The following is a 17,049-nucleotide window of genomic DNA, read 5'->3' as shown; positions in this document are numbered from 1 at the left end:
GACGTCCTGTTCGCCATGCTCCGCGACAAGATCCCTTACCAGCCACGCCCGACCAGCCCCGTCCCCGCTTGACGAAACCCATAGGGACACCCCCCCCTCGTGGGCTGACCACGAACGTTCACCGGGATGGTGACCCGACAAGGTCAGCCTTCGGTCAAGCCTGTCCGGGCTGCGGTCGTACCACCAGTAGATAGGTGGCCGCCGAGAAGGTGCGCCAACCACCGACGCGGCCGTCACCATCCGAAGCCAGGTCTCTCTATTCCGGCGTGATGCGCCACCGCCACGGGCCTACATCGCCGAACCGTCCGGTGCGCCGTGACAGAACACCCGGGGGATCCGCCGCTGACCGGACCAGCTGGGTGCCACGGAAGGCCGTAGGCCCGCTGCGGTCGGCCTCGCCGGGCATGGTGGTGTTCGTCGATACTCTGACCAGATGCGCCCTTTTCGTGTGAGCCTCGGACCGTTGCTGCTACTTGCCCTCGCCGCCTGCTCGGGTCCCGACACGACCGCGACCGCGCCTTCCTCGTCGCCGGCCGCGCCGCCCCGGCCCGGGCTGCTGGTGTCGAGCGCCCACCCGTACACCGCCGACGGCCCCGCCGCGCCCACGGACTACGGCGCCCCCGGTACACCGCACGCGAAGATCATGCGTGAGCTGCAACAACAGGTGCTAAACCAGGCCGGCGCGCCCGCGCACACGTCTGTGACCTGCGACAAGAAGTTCATCACCGGCAACGTGAAGGCGAAGTGCACGGTGAAGTTCGACGACCTCGCGGTGCCGATGGACGTGACCGCGTCGATCGCCGACCGATACCTGACCTGGTCCGCCATCGCCTCGGTCGGCGTGCTGTCCCGGACGAACGTGGGCTGGCTGTGGAACAGCAAAGCAGTCAACGACAACGCCCGGCTCGGCACCGCGATGTGCGACGCCGCGATGCCCGACCAGGCAGTGTTCCCCTTCGGCACGACGCCGTTCTTCTGCTGGTACACCACCGCGGAAGGCAGCGTGGTGGAGAAGCAGGTGTCGGTCGGCCGGCGGGGCATCACCTTCGAGAAGGCCTGACCGAGCCACGAGGAGGGCTTCGGCACGCCGAAACGCTCGGCCACACCGCCCATCGCGCCTCGAAGCGTAACCGGAACAGGTCTATCCCCATCAGCACCATCCAGACCATGGCTTGTGTGGACGTTTGGGCCGGCCGGGGGCGAGGTGCTACGACGTGCCTCAGGAACAGGCGTCCCACCGCGGGCCTCGGCGGCGAGGGGTGTGCCGTCGACGGCCGGCGGGCGGGGCGTCAACGGCACGTGGCAGCGCGTCGAGGGGAGGGCGTCGGGTGTTCAGCGATTATTCTGCCCGGCGCTCAGCCATGGAGGCGGGCGCCGGGCGACACTGCGGCGGGCGCCGTCGACCGGTCGGTTCAGGCAACGGTGATGACGTGGCACCGCTGGCCATTGCGTGCGGTCGGAGTGCCGTCGCCAATTGCGTCGGTTCCGATCCGAGGATTCGGCAAATGCTGGTCCGGATGCCTCAGCCGCGCGACTCGGACTGGATGCGGAGCGTCGCACCGTAGTCGAGTCTGGACGGCGTTGACAAGCAACCAACAGCACGCAACGGCGCTCAACTGCACCCGAACCCCAACTGCGGCTCCTCATTACCGCAGGTCAGAATTGGTGCAGCGTCCTGCTTCACGCGAGTGCTCAACCGCGTTCAAACGGACTTCAGCTGCTGTCTATGCCGGCTGGTGGGGGAGTATGACATTGTTTGGGGCCGAACGCTACGAGTAGACTTCTCGGCCGGCGTCAGTCAAGGCAGGATTTCGACGTACCCGTCGGTTGCGTGCACGCGAATTCGCTGCCCATCCCGGATCAGCTTGGTTGCATGCTCCACGCCGACGAGGGCGGGCAGGCCGTACTCCCGGGCGATCACCGCCCCGTGGGTCATGAGGCCGCCCACCTCCGTCACCAGTCCCTCGATCGCGACGAACAGGGGTGACCAGCTCGGGTCGGTGTAGGCGGTGACCAGGATGTCGCCTGGTTCGAGATCGGCCTTGGCCAGGTCCAGGACGACGCGAGCTCGCCCCTCGACGATCCCGCCGGAGACCGGGAGGCCGACCAGCGCCCCGGTCGGCACATCGTCGCGTCGGTACGCGCCGGCGATTCCCTCACCTTCCGACGTGAGCACCCGGGGCGGTGTGAGCGTCCGGTACGACCTGAACGCGTCCTTCCGCCGGTGGATGAGCTGGTCGTCCACCTTGTTCGTGCGCACGACATCGTGCAGCTCCTGGAACGTGAGGTAGAAGATGTCTTCCTTCTCCGGAAGCACGTTGGCCCGCACGAGGCGCTCGGCCTCTTCCAGCAGGGCCCGTTTGTAGACGAAGTAGCGACTGACGATGGCGTACTTCGGATACTCCCGGTACCCGATGAAGGTACGGACCCGGTCGATCATCCGCTTCGTCTCCTCCGCCTTCCGCTCCCCGTCCGGCAGGGTCCGCAAGCGCTCCAGAACCTCCTGTTCCTTCTGTTCCGCCTGCTGGCGCCCTCGCTCGAAGCGCTGCTTGCGAGCGCCCGGCGCGAAGTTTCTGACGTGGTCGAGGATGACGGGCACGAGCGTGGCGGGGCGTTCGCTCCAGCGCGGTCTCGTGATGTCGATCTCGCCGACGCAGCGCATGCCGTACCTGTCGAGATAGGCCCGGATGGCGTCTCGCGCTTCCTGGCCGCCCGGGAGCCTGCTCAGCTCGTCCAGGAAGCCCTCGTCCTCGACCTCCTGCAGAAAGGCCACCACCTCCGGATGCGGGCGGATGACGTCGGCGACGTCCAGGAGAGCCAGCCCCATCTCCGACGTGACGTTGTGGGGCGCGGACAACGTGAGCGTGTCGGCCGCGTTCTTCTCGCCCAGCCACGCCTGCAGTTGCTCATTGAGCCACCACGAGGCCTCCATCCCCGCCGTGATCACCTGCATGCTCCGTGGATCGGCCAGGAGCCGCCTGTGCTCCTGGAAGGCCGCCAGGAGGAAGTCGAACCGCGCCGGCCCGGATGTCGTCGCGATGTCGTGCTGCAGGGCGGCGATGGAGGCCTGGCTGCGTTCGATCAGGTCGGTGACGATCGCCGGGTCGGTCTCGATCGGGGCGGGCGCGTTGTCAGCGGGCGGCCCTGCCGGACCCTGGTCGGGCAGCGACGGAATGAAGTCGCCGCGGTCGATGACGCTCTCCAGCGCGTCCCTGATCAGCGGATCGGATCTTCCCAGGAGCCTCAGCAGGCCGGCGCGGCTCGAAGGCGATGCCAGGGCCCGGGTGACGTCGACGAACAGCCTCCCGCCGGCGGCGTGCATCGGCGCCAGGGCCGTCAGCTGCCACATGGAGAGCCCCAGGGGCTTCATGGCGTCCGTCATCATCTGCTGGTGGCCGACGGAGACGTAGACGTGGTTCTCTCCATCGCCAGCCTCGGGGACGGGGAACAGCGTGGTGACCGGCCGGCTCTGCACGATCTGGAAGTCATCCTCGACGAGGCACCATTCGATGTCCTGGGGCTGGCCGAAGTGGGCTTCGATCCGCCGGCCCAGCTGCACCAGCCGCACGACCTGTGCATCCGTCAGCGCCGGCTGCTCCTGCCGCTCCGGCTCGATCGCCTGCTTCGTCGTCCCGCCGGTTGGCCGGGCGTGGACGGCAAGCCGCTTGGTGGCGATCGCCCTGCCGATGATCGCGCCGTCCCGCACGCTGTAGGCGTCCGCGTTCACCAGCCCGGAGACCAGCGCCTCGCCGAGGCCGAAGCTGGCCTCCACGGAGGCGACCTTCCGGTTGGACGTGACGGGGTCGGCCGTGAACAGGACGCCGGCCGCCTGCGGGAAGGCCATCTTCTGTACGACGACGGCCATGTGGACCGTGCGGTGGTCGATGCCGTTGCGTTGACGGTAGGTCACGGCCCGCTCGGTGAAGAGCGAGGCCCAGCACCGGCTGACGTGCCGGAGGATCGCCGCCAGCCCGATGACGTTCAGATACGTGTCCTGCTGGCCTGCGAAGGAGGCCGTCGGCAGGTCCTCCGCCGTCGCGCTGGATCGGACGGCGTAGCCAGCTCGCTCACCGAGCTGGGTGAGCGCCCGGGTGATCGCCGCCGCCACATCGTCGGGGAGAACGACCTCTTCGACGGCCTGGCGGATCTGCGCACTGAGTGTCCGGATCGCCCCCTGGTCGTCCGGGTTCAGGTGCGACAACCGATCGAGCCGATCGTCGATCGACGGCGCTTCGGCCATGATCCGCCGGAAGGCCTCTGTCGTCACGCAGAAACCAACCGGCACGCGGATGCCGTCGATCCGCGACAACGCCCCCAGGTGTGCGCCCTTGCCGCCAACGACCGCGACATGCGTCTCGTCGACCTCCCGGAGACCGAGCACGTACTGCTCGATCATCGCGACACCTCCGAGGCGGCCGTCCTGCGTCGCATCCCACCGGCCGGGCGGATCACCGGCGTCTCGAGCCCGGTCGAATCTGCTGGGGGCGTCCTCAACTCTCCTTGCCGCCCGCTCTGACTGTCGGCCGGCCGCTCCGCCCGTTCGGGCGATCCGCACGCCCGCATCTCCGTGCCGATCGGCCGCGATCGCACCCCGAATGCCACCGGCGGCTCGACGTCACTGCGCCTTCGGTGGGTCGACAACAACACACGCATGGCATGCCCCAATTCCTCGTCCGTTCTCGGGTCCGGCCGACGATTCTGCGGCAAGACCCGGGTCTTGCGGCAAGCCCTCCGTCGCGATATACATTAATGTGGGAGCCTCGCAATTGTTGTTTCTGCTGCGACCGGAATCGTTTTCGCGAAGCGCGGCGCAGGATCTTCGAAGTCCGGCATCTGTGACCGATTGAGCGCGGTTGTTCGTCAGCCGCTGCCAGTACGCGGTGTCCGCCACGCCGGGCCGGCGTGGAGATCTATGCCCACGGTGACGACGTGTTGCACGTCGCACGGGCCGAATGAGTTCCCGCCTTCTGCGGCATACATACCGGCTGGACCGAGGCACGCGTGCGTGTCTTGCCCGGGCCTCCTGTGGCGTATGGATTGTGATCTTTCGGCTCGACGCTGTTTCGTCAGCCGCCCGGCAGGACGTACCACCAGCCGTCGCCGAGGTGCTGTCCGCCGGCGACCCGGACGGGCTCGCCGAAAAGGTCTACAACCAGGTCCGGCCGAGGTGGTGCGTCGAGGTAGACGTATCCGCCGGCGTCGTCCGGGACGCCGATCCACTGCGGCAGGAACACCACCGGCTTGTCGTCCTGGCGGCCGACGACCGCCGCCCGGCCGTTGGTGGACAGGTCCCGAAGGTGCAGAGGGAGGCGCTGGCCGTAGTACTCGCGGGAGGTCCCGATTCGCCCCTCCTGGACACCGTCGGCCACCGCGTTGAACGCCCAGCGGTGCGAGGCCCAGTACGACGCGGGGTGGAACAGCCCCCAGTTGGTGAACCACGCGCAGACACCGACGAGCAGCACGGCGGTGGCGAGCGCCGCCGAAGCGCCTGCGGGGGCGGCACGGCGCGCTAGTCGCACCGTCAGCGTCAGGGCGATGAGCCACACTGCGAGCTCGAACGGGGGAACGACGAACAGCAGCAGTGAGGCGTTGGGCAGGTCTGCCATCTCGACCCACGCCACCCCGAGCCAGGCCGCCAGTAGGCCGATCCAGCCGTACCGCCGCACCGGCCGCACCGTTGCGGCCGTGGCCGCCCCCGTGTCCGACACGACGACATCATGCCCAACGGCGTGGGGCTCCCGCGCGAGAGCCGAGGTGTCCGCGCGCTGAGCCCGACGCCCCCGCGACGCTGATCTGGGAGCCTGGGCGGCCCTCGGGCAGCGCCGGCTTCGCAGGCGAGGACCAGCGCGGCGTAGCCGGGGGTCCGCGCGCGTCGGTCTGCCCGACAGCAGGCCCGTTCAGCCGATCCTTGACTGAGATCCCTCGACGCATCTCGCTTGACCGTCCTGACAGGATTTGTGAGAGTCGGCTGATGATCGTGGTCCAACGGGTGCTGACGGCATGGACCAAGCGGTCGCGAGGCGCACCCGGGGCCGTACGGCGTAACGCCGTAGCGGAGATGTTCCGGCTGCCTCCTGGTGACCCGGCCGCCCCTGAGGAACGCGTGAAGCGGTCGCGAGGTGCGCGAAGGGTGGCGCGACGCAACGCGGCCGTCAAGGCAGTCCAGCTGCCACCACCCGAGGGCCGGGCCGAGGTGCTTGTCCACCAGGTCGTTGCCCGTGAGGAGGACGACTTCGCGGTGCGACAGACGGCGGCCAGGCTCACTTTGCCGGAAGCCGGGCCGATCAGCTCGGCTGGCGTGCAGTTGGAGATGGTGGCTGGGCAGCTCGTGGTGGCCGGCGACACCAGTGTCTGGTGTCAGTGCTTCACTGTCTTCCCGCCGCGCCCGAATGACACGGCGCTCCGCCTGCCGGTCGGCCAGTGGGGGCGTTGGCGCCTCAACTTCCGGCTTTGGGAGGACTGGGGCAACTGCGAGTGGCAGTACCAGAAGTGGGTGATCAACGTCGCCCATCTGGCCGGCCCGCCGCCGGTCGACCTGTTCCAGGTGACGGAGCCGGCCGACATCGTCGACGACATGGTCCGGCTCTCGCGCCCGACACGATCGGAGGACCGACGGATCCTTTGGTCCGGGAGCCGTTGAAGGTATCCGACCAGCGACACCAAGAGGCGCCGGAGGCCGGACGGCATCCGGACCTCCCGCGACGCGCGCTCATGTCGAAATGTGCGCGGTCGGCGCAGCGCTGGAGCCCGCCGAATCCTCGTGGATTACGGTTCGGCAGCCGACCACGCCAGGTACTCCGCCCAGAATTCCGCGCTCGCCGACATCTCCCAGCCCTCGTACGAGTACCTCTTGCCGGCACCGCCCTCGCCAAACTCCTGCGGTACATAGTCGGCCAGGTTTGGCGCCCAACAGATGATGTCGGGCCCGTACACGGACAACACCGGATGCCCGTAGGTCCCCCGACCGGCGGGCAGGTACCGACCGCCAAAGATCGGAACCAGCCAGGGCACCGCCGCGAGGTGGTCGGCCGCAGCGGCTTCGGCATCGGCCACGCCGTGCGGGCGATCGCCCCAACTCGAAGCCCAGTAGCCCCTGAACCTGACCGCCTCCAACACGCCCTTCCCCGGCAGCGCGAGCCAGCGCCGCAAGCCGTCCGGATCGCCGTAGCGCCAGTCCGGCCAGGCGCCGCCCGCCGGCAACCCCGCCGCAAGGAACGAGCGGTGATCATCAGCGAACTCGAACCCGAACTGCTCCTCGACCCGGGTCAACTCCTCGCCGGTCAGGCCCGGGCCGATCCGGACCGAGCCCAGCCTCGCCAACCGCCGCGCGGCCTTCCCGCCCCAACGCATCCCCGGCGTCTCGACCACGAACACAGACTATCGACGATGAAGCCGCCCGACCTCTGGCGGTAACGCACGCACATGCCGCCGACGCGCGTCACGGAGCGGAGCCGCTGCCCATGGGCGGCGGTGCGTGGTCGTGCCGATGAGCGGACGCGACGTGGCCACGCAAACCAGTTGACGGCACCGGCAGGATGCTCGGTGTGCGTACGTTCAGTGACCTGGTCGATGAGGCCGCCGCAGTGGACGTGTCCGGCTGGGACTTCGACTGGCTTGAAGGCCGGGCAACGGAAGAACGGCCGCCGTGGGGGTACTCACGGTTGATCGCATCGCGCCTGCCCCACGTCACCTCGGCCTTGGACATCGACACCGGTGGCGGCGAGATCATCGCCGAGGTGCCGCACCTACCGCCGAGAATGGTCGTCACCGAAGGCTGGCGCCCGAACGCCGAGCGCGCCCGTCGCACGTTGTCGCCCCGCGGTGTCGAGGTCGTGCCCGTCGAGCAAGGCCGGCCCCTGCCCTTCCCCGATGCCAGCTTCGATCTGGTGACGAGCCGTCATCCAGTGGACCCCGACTGGAACGAGATCGCCCGCGTGCTCACCGATGACGGCACGTACCTCGCCCAGCACGTCGGACCGGCATCCGCGTTCGAGCTCATCGAGTTCTTCCTCGGCCCGCTGCCGCGGGAGCGGCTTGGCCGTCACCCCGATCGTGAGGCCGCGGCCGCGCGGGCGGCCGCGCTCGAGATCGTGGACCTGCGCACCGCTCGTTGCCGGATGGAGTTCTTCGACATCGGCGCGGTCGTCTACACCCTGCGCAAGTGCGTGTGGTGGGTGCCCGACTTCACGGTGGAGCGGTACCGGGACACCCTCGAGCGACTGGACGCCCACATCCGCCACCACGGCGCCTTCGTGGCCCACTCGACTCGGACCCTCGTCGAGGCCAGACGTGCACCCCGCTGAAGCGCTCACCGAGCGGCTTCCCTGAGGCTTCCGCTCGTGCCGCCGACCGGACGTTTCCGTGCGTCACAGCCCTGCAGCATCACCCGAGCGGCTCGGCTACCGGGCCGGCGTCGAGACCGTCCGAGCGTCGAGGTCCTGCCCCCGGCGGTCCGCCGAGCGACCGGCGTGCCGGCGGCCCGACGAGCCGGGCGGCCCAACCGGAAGAGGCTGCGGCCATGGCGCGGCGATAGCCTGCCGTCATGACGAGTGAACTGGATGAGTTGGTCGTCGCGGACGCCGACGCGCTGCGTGCGTGGTTGTCGGCCAACCACGCCACGTCGCCCGGCGTCTGGCTCGCCCTGACCAGGAAGGGCGGCACGGTCACGACGTTGACCTGGCAGCAGGCGGTCGACGAGGCCCTGTGTTTCGGCTGGATCGACGGGCAGGCCCGCAAACGGGATCAGGAGAGTTCCTGGATCCGGTTCACCCCGCGCAGGCCCCGCAGTTCCTGGTCACAACGCAACGTCGCGCACGTGGCCCGGCTGGAGGAGCAGGGGCGGATGCTGCCCCCGGGCCGCGCGGCCGTGGCAGCCGCGAAGGCGGACGGGCGGTGGGCGGCCGCCTACGCCCCGCCGTCGGAAGCCGAGGTACCGGCCGACCTGCTCGCCGCCATCGCCGCCGACCCCGCTGCTCAGGCCATGTTCGACGTACTCACCAAGACCAACCGGTTCGCTCTCATCCACCGCGTCAATGCCGTCAAACGGGCGCAGACCCGCGAGCGGAAGATCGCCGAGTTTGTCGCCATGCTGGCCCGTCACGAGACGATCTACCCGCAGAAGGCCAAGCCCTCGAACTCGCCGTAGTCGGCACCTTCATGATCATGTGCGCTCATCTGCCGCGTACAACACGGTCCTGTCGGTGAGTGAGAGTTCCGGGATCCACATCACGAGGCGACTGAGTTGGGTCGAACATCCATGACCCGGCCTATGCAGTCGACATGCCCCTCCGCTGGGCGGACCCCGTCGCGAAGAGGGTTCTGTCGGTCGTCGGCTTGGTCATCGGTCTCTACTTCGTCGTACGCGCCATCGCCGATCCGTCTCTCATCGACGTGACCGATCCCGCAGGGTGCAGCGACGACTGGGCCGGGCCGAGCCCGACCGGTGTCCCGGCCGCCCACCGTGGTCCTAGAATCCTGGTCGCCATGATCATCGTGGCCGCGCTTCCTGCACCAGTTGAGAAGACGGAGAAGCCCTGGCTGGACCATAGGACCCTGGGGTCCGAGAGGATCCACGTCACCAACCAATCCAGCCGTACGCAAACGCTCGCTCGTGCCGCCGATCGTGCACCGACAATCTGCGAGGCGTCCGGGCCTGGTGCGGGCAGGTGCGGACACGGTGGCGGGACGTCGGCCGAGCCGGCGGCCGCCGGCCGCCGAAGCGGCAGGTTCGGCGACCGGGGTCCAGCCCGGGCCGCGGCCGACGCACGGCCAGCCCAGGGCGGGAGCAGTCAAGGTCGCTTTCCGCGGCCGTTCGCGTTACGGGGCAGTTGTCGTGGCGCGAACGAGCGCAATCCGGTATAGCCTTGGCGTATATGGCTACCTATCGCAGCGCCTCAGTGCTTCTTTCCTCCGACGGCACCAGGACCCCCGGCACCGCCGCGCTCTTCGCCGAGCCCGCCCGCAAGGGTGGGACCCCGCCGTGGGCAGGCGATTTCCGACCCGCCAACAGCGCCGGCAATGGCCCCAAGAATGCCGTCGGGAAGACCTTTACGTTGGAGCTGCCCGACGGCAGCACCGGCAAGGTCGTGGTCCAGGGCCTCAAGAGCGGGAAGGGAGGCGTCGTGCTGGCGTTGATGGGCGAGGACGCGCCCCCCTTCTGATCAAAAAAATCTGATCGCCGCCGACGCCACCCGCTGGGGAAGGTCGGTACGTGACCCTGCCGATGTCGATGCGTTCGGATAGCTGCCGGGCGCATCGCCTCACCCGTGGCCGGGCGTCGACGAAGGTCAGATGTGCTGATCGTCCGCTGAGAACGCTCGAGCCGCTCGCTGCCGTCGAGGCACCGTGAGCGGCGGGGGATGTCGTGGGTGGTGCCGCAGCGCTGGTGACGGCTCGGGTCCGGCTGCCCTGGGTCGGCGGCCCGCCGGCCCAGGGCGACCGGTCAGCGGCGGCCGGTGGCCAGGGCGACGAGGTACTGTCCGCCGCCCGCGTCGACGCTTGCGGTCACCGGCAGTCCGGGCACCAGCCGGGAGAACCGGTCGACCAGCCAGTCTGCCGCCTCTTGGGCGTCCTTCCTGCTCGGACAGCGGGCGACCAGCTCGCGGCCACCCTTGCGTTCGAGTCGCTCGGCGACGGTGATCAGTGGCGCGGGCTCCACGACGTGCAGATGATCCGGCCAGGCGATGACCACCTTGACAGCGCCCTTGCGGGTGTTGCAGGCACGGTGCGCGAGTCGCTCGGCGACCTTGGCCTTCTTGTCGGCGGTGCGGCTGTCGACGCTGGGGCCACGGGGGTCGTTCACCGACATGTCGGCGTCGACCGGCTCGTCGCAGACCCAGCATCGCCAACCGTCACGCCTGGCGACGTCATCGAGGAGACTCATCCAAGCAGACTAGTGCTGTGTCCACTAACGTTCACCGGGTTTCCAGTGGGGTGTTGTGGATCCTCGCTGTAGAGGCGAGCGACTTCCCACCAATGGTTGGGTGGGCGGGCCACAGCGGGCCATATCGACCCTCACGCCGCCCGGTGGGCGGCGGGGGTCACGTCGGGACCGGCCGGCGCCGGGGAGGTGCCGGCCGGCTCGACGGTGCGTGACCACCCCAGGCAACACGGGATCGGCTGTTGGGGTGGTGGTTCCGCCGCCCGGGGTACGGGTAGCGATGCTGGCCGCCGCGACCAGGTCACGATGGCCCGAAGAGGTAGACCTGATGCGGATCGAACATCCGGAACCGCTTGTCCACCGCGGTATTCGGCCCGGATACCGGCGCCACCGAGAACAAGCCGTCATCAGCGCGCATACCCCATCCTCGCCCGCCGGGCGATCACCGTCTGGGCGCGACACCACTACCATCGGCCCGGTGACGGACGACTTCTACTGCGAGCAGGCACTCAACGGCAAGACCCCGATCCAGGTCGTGGCTGAGACCGCCCACGTGCTCGCCTTCCACCACACCCGGCCCTTCTGGCCCGTCCATATCGTCGTCGTCCCCAAACGCCATATCCCGTCGCTGGTGGACCTGGGTGACGCCGACATCTCCGAGGTCCATCAAGTCCTGGCCGTCGTCCGCGATATCGCGACACAGGTCACCGCCGAACACGGCGCAGCTCGCGTCCTGACCAACCTCGGTGCCTACCAGGACTCCAGACACCTACACTTCCACGTAAACAGCGGCGAGCCGTTGCGTCACGACTGATGAACACCACCGCCAGCGCGATCATTACTGACCCACACTCCTAGCCGGTCGGCCTCCGGCCAACGACAGCCCGGTCGGGGCGAGCGCCGCCAAGCCGTAAGAGGTGCAAGGGATTCGCTCTCCTGCGCCCTCCGCGTTGACTCGCGGGTGACGCACCGGCCGCCGAACCATGACGAGCGACTCTGCCGAGGTGCGGAGGGTTGGTCACGCCGTCTGTCGGAGGCAGTGGCGACGTCCGGGTCAGCGGGCTGTGGCGACGAGGCGTCGCAGGGCGGCGTGGGCGGGTGGGCCCCAGGTGGGCTTGCCACCTGGGCGGCCGTGGACGCCGGCGTCGCCGATGAGGATGCCGCCGAGGGCGCGTGCCATCGCCCAGCCGCGGGCGCGGCGCATGGTGGCGGTGTCCGGGGTCGGCTGGTAGGCCGCGTAGAAGTGGTCGGCGGTGTCGTCCGGTAGCAGGAGCCACCCGGCGGCGAGGTCGTATGCCGGGTCGCCGGCGCAGAGGTCGCCGAAGTCGATGACGCCGCAGAAGGTGCCGTCGGAGGTGAGGACGTTGGCCGGATGCAGGTCGGCGTGCAGCCATAGCGCCGGGCCCATCCATTGCGGCGCGGTGACCGCGTCGTGCCAGACGGCGCGGACGGCGTCCGGGTCGTGGATCAGTCCTTGCTCGGTGGCGGAGGTGAGCCCCTTGGCGAACTGGTCGGCGCGGTCGGCCAGTGGCCCGCCCCGGTCCCGGCCCGCGGGCGCGCCGCTGGGGGCGGGCTGGTGAAGAGCCGTCAGGAACGTGGCCAAGGAATCGGCCGCGTGTGCGGCGCGCGTGACGGGGGCCCGGTCGGCGGGTGTGCCCGGAATCCAGGTGGTGATGAGCCATGGCCGAGGGAACCGTTCGGAGGGCTCGCCGAATCGCTGCGGGACGGGGATCGGCAGCGGAAGGCGCGGGGCAAGCGCGGGCAGCCAGGAGTACTCCTTGCGCAGCAGCGCGTCGGCGGACCTGGTCGCCCAGGGGAGCCGGACGGCGAGGTCGTCACCGAGGCGCCACAGTTGGTTGTCCCATCCACGCGCGCCTGGCCGAACCGGGCGATCGGCGAGGTCGGGGTGCTGGTCGCGTACCAGATCCCGGACCAGTGCCGCGGTGATCTCGATCTCGACGTGCGTCATGTCGAGCAACGGTAGTGCGGTCGTCGCCGCGTCCGGCTTGCTCAGCTTTGCTACGTCGAGACCGGCAACGCCGCCGATGCCGCGGGCGCGGCTCGCGCCTGGTGCTAAAACACTCGTTCCGGAGCCGTTCAATCGGCACCACCACCACCTGCCGTTCGCTTCTGTATGTCAGATGATCGTGGTGTGGAGTACCTTGACCTGTCGCGGTACGACTACCTCGGTTTTCCGCTGGCGATGCGGGCTGTCGGGTGGCTGGGGCGCCGTTACGGGGTGCAGGGGCGGTGGCGCTGCGCCGATGACTGATGCCGAGATCGAGCGCCTCAGGGTCACCTCCCGGCGGCTCGGCAGCGTCACACTCGGCTGGCACGACTGTGACTTCTGTGGGGCCTTTGCGGGTAACGGCGAGTATCGCTACTACCTGCCCGACGGGGAGATCTTCGCCGCGCCGATGATGATCCTGCATTACGTTGAGGAACACGGATACCGACCGCCCGGGCAACTGCGCGCCGGCTTGCGGGCGGCCGGGCGGCTGCGGTGGGACTGGCGCGCTGAGCGCTTGCACGCGGTGCTGCTGGACCAGTCGGAGGACCCGGATTTCCGGTGCCAGGCCGCGGTCGACCTCGCGAACTGGGATGACCCGCGCGCGTTGGACGCGTTGCGGCGCGCCGCACACGATGAGGACCTGGTTGATGTGGCGGGAGACGAGATCGGCCGATCGTTGGCCGCACTCGTGGATCGTGGCCTCGCAGGCGATCTACTCACCGAGGACTTGCCCGTCATGGTGCGGTACGGCGTCGACGAAGCATCAGACCGGTGACACGCATCGCTGCGGTGCGGGCGCACGATGCGTACGGCCGATCTGGAGGGAATCTGTGGTCGTGGTGCCGCTGTGGCACCCTCCGGCCGGACCAGAACGAGCCTTTGGTCAGTCGATCGGCGGGCGGTCGATGACCTCGACGAACATGATCATGTTATCGACCACGTCAAGGATGAGCATGCCCGCCCGGTGTGGGCTGAGACCGACGTTCCGGTGGCCCGGACCGTAGGCGCCGGCCGGTGGTGGTTGCGTGTAGAAGCTCTGGCAGAAGCCGTCGCCGCAACCGCACTCCTGGAGCACCCGGAGACTGTCGACCTGGTCAACCAGGTCGCCCTCGTCCGCCTCGCGAAGCGCGGTCGCAAGCTCCGCCGCCAAACGCGGCCATCTGTCGACCACAAGTGGTGGTTCCTCAAGCGTCATTGTCGCGACGGTAGCCGACGATGGAGGTCCGGAATGGCACGTGCCCGCTGAGAAGAAGCGGTGCAGGCGCAGCCGCGTTTGACCAGTGGCGCCAAGCGTTGATCGATGGCCAATCGGGCGCGTGGTCCGCCGCCGGCTGTCGCCGGGCGGCCCCGTGCGCGCGGCACCCGCCGGGGCGGAGCGCCACCGCTCACCGAGCGTCCAGCGCCCGGGCCAGCCACCCGGCGATCCTCTCCACGGTGGGCCGGCGCAGCAGCGAGTAGTGGTCGCCCTCGTACTCGTGGACGGTGGTCCGGGCGCCGACGTACCGCTCCCAGCGCGGCTGCCAGCGCGGCGACGCGGAGGCCTGGACGACGGTCACCGGCAGCTCCGCGCCCTCCGGCCGGTATCCGGCGACGGCGGTGACGTGCCGGGCGAAGGTCTCCACCCGGCGGCGCACCTCGCGCACCGGCAGCGCCACCGGGGTCACCCCCGCGTCCACCAGCCACCGGCGCAGCAACATGGTCTGTTCCTCGACCGGCAGCGCGGCGAGCGTCGCGGCCGTCGGCGCCGGGTGTTCCCGACCGAGCGACGCGGCCAGGTCCGCGGCGAACCGGGCCGCCATCGCGGCATCGTCGGTCCCGTCGTCGGCAGAGCGCGTCTGCCCGGGCGCGGTGTCCACGACCACCAGCAGGTCGACGCCGCGCCCGGCCCGCACCAGCCGGCGGGACATCTCGTACGCCAGCAGGCCGCCCATCGACCAGCCGCACAGCCGGTACGGGCCGGCCGGCCAGCGGGCGACGAGTTCGGCCAGGTACGACTCGGCGAGCGCGTCGACGGAGTCACCGGAGGCGTCGGCGGCCGACTCGATGCCGACCAGGTGGTGCCCGGGCAACAGCCGGGCGAGCTCGGCGTACGCGCCGACCGTGCCGCTGACCGGGTGCGGCAGGACCAGCGGCGGACGGTCGGTCGGCCCGCCGAGGTGCACCAGCGTGCCGGACGCCGTTGCGCCCGGTCGGGCACGCGCCGCGGGCGGCGGGGTCGCCGCCGGGACGCCCGGGGCCGGCAGCGGCCCGCGCACCGGCAGCGTGTCGACGGTGGCCTGCGGGTCGGCGACGACCGCGCCCAGCAGCGCGGCGAAGTCGTCGGCGACGGCGGCCAGGTCCGCCGGGTCGAACAGCTCGTCGCGCCAGGTCCAGGCCGCCACGAGCCCGCCCGAGTCGTCCGTCATGACGTCCAACTGCACGTCGAACTTCGCCGTGCCGGTGTCGACGTCGATCCAGGCGGTGGTCAGGCCGGCGAGCCGGGGCGGGGGCGCCGGGCGACCCTCCACGCTGAACGCGAACTGCGAGAACGGCATCCGGCCCGGCACCCGCGCCGGCCGCAGCTCGTCCACGATCCGCTCGAAGGGCACCCCCATGTGGGCGTACGCCCCGAGGGTCAGTTCCCGGACCCGGTCGACCACCTCGGCGAAGTTCGGGTTCCCCGCCAGGTCGCCGCGCAGCACCACGGTGTTGACGAAGTACCCGATCCGGCTCTCGTCGGCCTCGCTCGTCCTGCCCGTCGTCGGCGACAGCACGGCGACGTCGCTGCTGCCGGTGCGCACGGACAACAGCACCAGGTACGCGGCCAGCAGCGTCATGAACGGGGTGGCCCGCCGGGACCGGCCCAGCCGGGTCAGGGCGGTCATCACGTCCCGGTCGAGCGGGACGTCCAGCCGCCGCCCGGCGGTCAACGTTCCGGACACCCGGTCGCGGACGCCGGGCAGGTCCAGGTCGGGCAGGCCGGCCAGCCGCTCGCGCCAGTAGGCCAGCGCCGCGTCCGGGTCCGCCTCGTCGACGACGTCGTCCGCCTCGTCGGGATCGTCGTCGGACGCCGGCGGGTCGAGGTCGGGCGTCTTCCCCGCCCGCAGCGAGTCGTACGCCGTGGTGAGGTGGTCCCAGAAGACCGAGCGGGACCAGCCGTCGAAGACGATGTGGTGCACGGTGACCGCGAGCAGGTGCTCGGAGGCCCCGCACCGGATCAGCACCGCCCGCAGCAGCGGGCCGTCGGCGAGGTCGAACAGCTCGTCGTGGGCCTTCTTCAGCTCCTGCCGCACCCGCTCCTCGCGGGTCACGGCGTCCGTCGTGCCCAGGTCGACGACCGGTACCGGCACCGGCGCGCAGGGACCGATCCGCACGACCACCTCGTCGTCGACCATCGCGAAGGTGGCCCGGAGCAGGTCGTGCCGGTCCGTGACCGCGGCGAGCGCGCCGCGCAGGGCCGGCAGGTCCAGCTCACCGGTCATCCGCACCACCGTCAGGATGTGGTACGCGGTGCTGGTCGGCTCCAGCTGTTGCAGGAACCAGAGCTGACGCTGGGCCACGGTGGCGGGACTGGTCGGCGCGGCGGGCAGACGCTCGCGCAGCAGCCGTACCAGCAGCTGCCGGTGCTCCTGCGCCGGCCAGCCGGGCGGCGGTCGCAGCAGCGCGGCGACCGGGTCGGGCGACGGGCCGCTCATCGCGGTGCTCCTGTCTCGTCGTACGGCTGGTCGGGTCGGGTGGCGGCGGCCAGCGCTCGTCGGGCCTGGTCCTCGGTGAGCGCGGCGACGGCCTCGCGCATGCCGGCCACGGTGTCCACCCAGCCGGGCCGGCGCTCGACGCGGCGCAGCTCGCCGGCCAGACCGGCGATCGTCGGGTCCCGGAACAGCGCCGCGACCGGCAGCTCGACCTCGAACGCGGCGGCGGCCTGCGCGGTGACCTGGGTGGCCAGCAGGGAGTGCCCGCCGAGGGCGAAGAAGTCGTCGCGGGCTCCGATGCCCGCGACGGAGGTGCCAAGCACCGTCGCCCAGATCCCGGCGAGCTGTCGCTGCACGGCGTCGCCGGGCGGCTCGGAGCGGATCGTCGTGGGATCCGGTGCGGGGAGTGCGTTGCGGTCGATCTTGCCGTTGCGGGTGAGGGGGAGGTGGGGGAGGGCGATGATGCTGTGGGGTATGAGGTGGCGGGG

General features: G+C 70.2%; 15 protein-coding genes. 7 read left to right on the top strand and 8 right to left on the bottom strand.

The annotated features are described in order from the left end of the window. Positions 1 to 433: 433 nt before the first annotated feature. On the top strand, positions 434 to 1,060 hold the full coding sequence (locus AB0G13_RS29470) for a hypothetical protein (protein ID WP_357881190.1): 627 nt from the start codon (positions 434 to 436) through the stop codon (positions 1,058 to 1,060). Positions 1,061 to 1,798: 738 nt separating this feature from the next. On the opposite strand, the gene rph is transcribed toward AB0G13_RS29470, so the two are convergent. Together rph and AB0G13_RS29460 are read right to left on the bottom strand one after the other, a co-directional pair. Further along, positions 1,799 to 4,396, bottom strand: coding sequence for a rifamycin-inactivating phosphotransferase (gene rph / locus AB0G13_RS29465; RefSeq protein ID WP_357881188.1), 2,598 nt, complete (start codon positions 4,394 to 4,396; stop codon positions 1,799 to 1,801). A 670-nt stretch (positions 4,397 to 5,066) separates the two neighbouring features. Further along, positions 5,067 to 5,708 carry a hypothetical protein gene (locus AB0G13_RS29460; protein ID WP_357881185.1) on the bottom strand — a complete coding sequence of 214 codons (642 nt, stop codon included), beginning with the start codon at positions 5,706 to 5,708 and terminating at the stop codon, positions 5,067 to 5,069. A gap of 422 nt (positions 5,709 to 6,130) precedes the next feature. On the opposite strand from AB0G13_RS29460, the gene AB0G13_RS29455 reads away from it, so the two are divergent. Beyond that, entirely contained in the window at positions 6,131 to 6,640 is a 510-nt protein-coding gene (locus AB0G13_RS29455) for a hypothetical protein (protein WP_357881182.1), read from the top strand. A gap of 125 nt (positions 6,641 to 6,765) precedes the next feature. Here the strand turns inward: AB0G13_RS29455 and AB0G13_RS29450 are convergent, their stop codons facing one another. After that, the gene (locus AB0G13_RS29450) at positions 6,766 to 7,368 is read right to left on the bottom strand and encodes a hypothetical protein (protein ID WP_357881179.1); all 603 of its coding nucleotides are present in this window, start codon (positions 7,366 to 7,368) and stop codon (positions 6,766 to 6,768) included. A gap of 176 nt (positions 7,369 to 7,544) precedes the next feature. On the opposite strand from AB0G13_RS29450, the gene AB0G13_RS29445 reads away from it, so the two are divergent. The 3 genes from AB0G13_RS29445 to AB0G13_RS29435 all read left to right on the top strand — a co-directional run bounded on the left by AB0G13_RS29445 (position 7,545) and on the right by AB0G13_RS29435 (position 10,160). Further along, positions 7,545 to 8,303 (top strand): methyltransferase domain-containing protein, encoded by a 759-nt coding sequence (locus AB0G13_RS29445; protein ID WP_357881177.1) that lies wholly within the window; start codon positions 7,545 to 7,547, stop codon positions 8,301 to 8,303. Between the two features lie 239 nt (positions 8,304 to 8,542). Beyond that, positions 8,543 to 9,145 carry a YdeI/OmpD-associated family protein gene (locus AB0G13_RS29440; protein ID WP_357881175.1) on the top strand — a complete coding sequence of 201 codons (603 nt, stop codon included), beginning with the start codon at positions 8,543 to 8,545 and terminating at the stop codon, positions 9,143 to 9,145. A 727-nt stretch (positions 9,146 to 9,872) separates the two neighbouring features. Next, on the top strand, positions 9,873 to 10,160 hold the full coding sequence (locus tag AB0G13_RS29435) for a hypothetical protein (protein ID WP_225851988.1): 288 nt from the start codon (positions 9,873 to 9,875) through the stop codon (positions 10,158 to 10,160). Positions 10,161 to 10,441: 281 nt separating this feature from the next. Here AB0G13_RS29435 and AB0G13_RS29430 read toward each other — a convergent pair whose 3' ends face one another. Beyond that, a complete protein-coding gene (locus AB0G13_RS29430) occupies positions 10,442 to 10,882 on the bottom strand; it encodes a hypothetical protein (protein ID WP_357881171.1) in 441 nt (146 codons plus the stop codon). A 475-nt stretch (positions 10,883 to 11,357) separates the two neighbouring features. On the opposite strand from AB0G13_RS29430, the gene AB0G13_RS29425 reads away from it, so the two are divergent. Beyond that, the gene (locus tag AB0G13_RS29425; protein ID WP_357881168.1) at positions 11,358 to 11,693 is read left to right on the top strand and encodes an HIT domain-containing protein; all 336 of its coding nucleotides are present in this window, start codon (positions 11,358 to 11,360) and stop codon (positions 11,691 to 11,693) included. A 240-nt stretch (positions 11,694 to 11,933) separates the two neighbouring features. On the opposite strand, the gene AB0G13_RS29420 is transcribed toward AB0G13_RS29425, so the two are convergent. Beyond that, on the bottom strand, positions 11,934 to 12,848 hold the full coding sequence (locus AB0G13_RS29420; protein ID WP_357881165.1) for an aminoglycoside phosphotransferase family protein: 915 nt from the start codon (positions 12,846 to 12,848) through the stop codon (positions 11,934 to 11,936). A 295-nt stretch (positions 12,849 to 13,143) separates the two neighbouring features. Here AB0G13_RS29420 and AB0G13_RS29415 point away from each other — a divergent pair, with 295 nt between their 5' ends. Further along, entirely contained in the window at positions 13,144 to 13,665 is a 522-nt protein-coding gene (locus tag AB0G13_RS29415) for a HEAT repeat domain-containing protein (protein WP_357881161.1), read from the top strand. Positions 13,666 to 13,773: 108 nt separating this feature from the next. Here the strand turns inward: AB0G13_RS29415 and AB0G13_RS29410 are convergent, their stop codons facing one another. The 3 genes from AB0G13_RS29410 to AB0G13_RS29400 form a co-directional block, all read right to left on the bottom strand. Continuing rightward, a complete protein-coding gene (locus tag AB0G13_RS29410; protein ID WP_357881158.1) occupies positions 13,774 to 14,085 on the bottom strand; it encodes a hypothetical protein in 312 nt (103 codons plus the stop codon). Positions 14,086 to 14,275: 190 nt separating this feature from the next. Continuing rightward, positions 14,276 to 16,564 carry a condensation domain-containing protein gene (locus AB0G13_RS29405; protein WP_357881155.1) on the bottom strand — a complete coding sequence of 763 codons (2,289 nt, stop codon included), beginning with the start codon at positions 16,562 to 16,564 and terminating at the stop codon, positions 14,276 to 14,278. Next, the coding region (locus AB0G13_RS29400; protein WP_357881152.1) for a phosphopantetheine-binding protein at positions 16,561 to 17,049 on the bottom strand (489 nt) is incomplete at its 5' end. The genes AB0G13_RS29400 and AB0G13_RS29405, both read right to left, overlap by 4 nt.

It is taken from the genome of Micromonospora sp. NPDC023633 (genome assembly GCF_040640035.1).
Taxonomy (GTDB): domain Bacteria; phylum Actinomycetota; class Actinomycetes; order Mycobacteriales; family Micromonosporaceae; genus Micromonospora.
Note: the sequence above shows the minus strand (reverse complement) of the source record. Positions and strands in the feature narration are given on the sequence as shown.

Excerpts from the sequence above, each read along its gene's own strand:
- AB0G13_RS29440 (WP_357881175.1), top strand. The coding sequence starts at position 8,543 with ATGACGAGTGAACTGGATGAGTTGGTCGTCGCGGACGCCGACGCGCTG.
- AB0G13_RS29405 (WP_357881155.1), bottom strand. The coding sequence starts at position 16,564 with ATGAGCGGCCCGTCGCCCGACCCGGTCGCCGCGCTGCTGCGACCGCCG.
- AB0G13_RS29435 (WP_225851988.1), top strand. The coding sequence starts at position 9,873 with ATGGCTACCTATCGCAGCGCCTCAGTGCTTCTTTCCTCCGACGGCACC.
- AB0G13_RS29470 (WP_357881190.1), top strand. The coding sequence starts at position 434 with ATGCGCCCTTTTCGTGTGAGCCTCGGACCGTTGCTGCTACTTGCCCTC.
- AB0G13_RS29415 (WP_357881161.1), top strand. The coding sequence starts at position 13,144 with ATGACTGATGCCGAGATCGAGCGCCTCAGGGTCACCTCCCGGCGGCTC.
- AB0G13_RS29420 (WP_357881165.1), bottom strand. The coding sequence starts at position 12,848 with ATGACGCACGTCGAGATCGAGATCACCGCGGCACTGGTCCGGGATCTG.
- AB0G13_RS29410 (WP_357881158.1), bottom strand. The coding sequence starts at position 14,085 with ATGACGCTTGAGGAACCACCACTTGTGGTCGACAGATGGCCGCGTTTG.
- AB0G13_RS29430 (WP_357881171.1), bottom strand. The coding sequence starts at position 10,882 with ATGAGTCTCCTCGATGACGTCGCCAGGCGTGACGGTTGGCGATGCTGG.
- rph (WP_357881188.1), bottom strand. The coding sequence starts at position 4,396 with ATGATCGAGCAGTACGTGCTCGGTCTCCGGGAGGTCGACGAGACGCAT.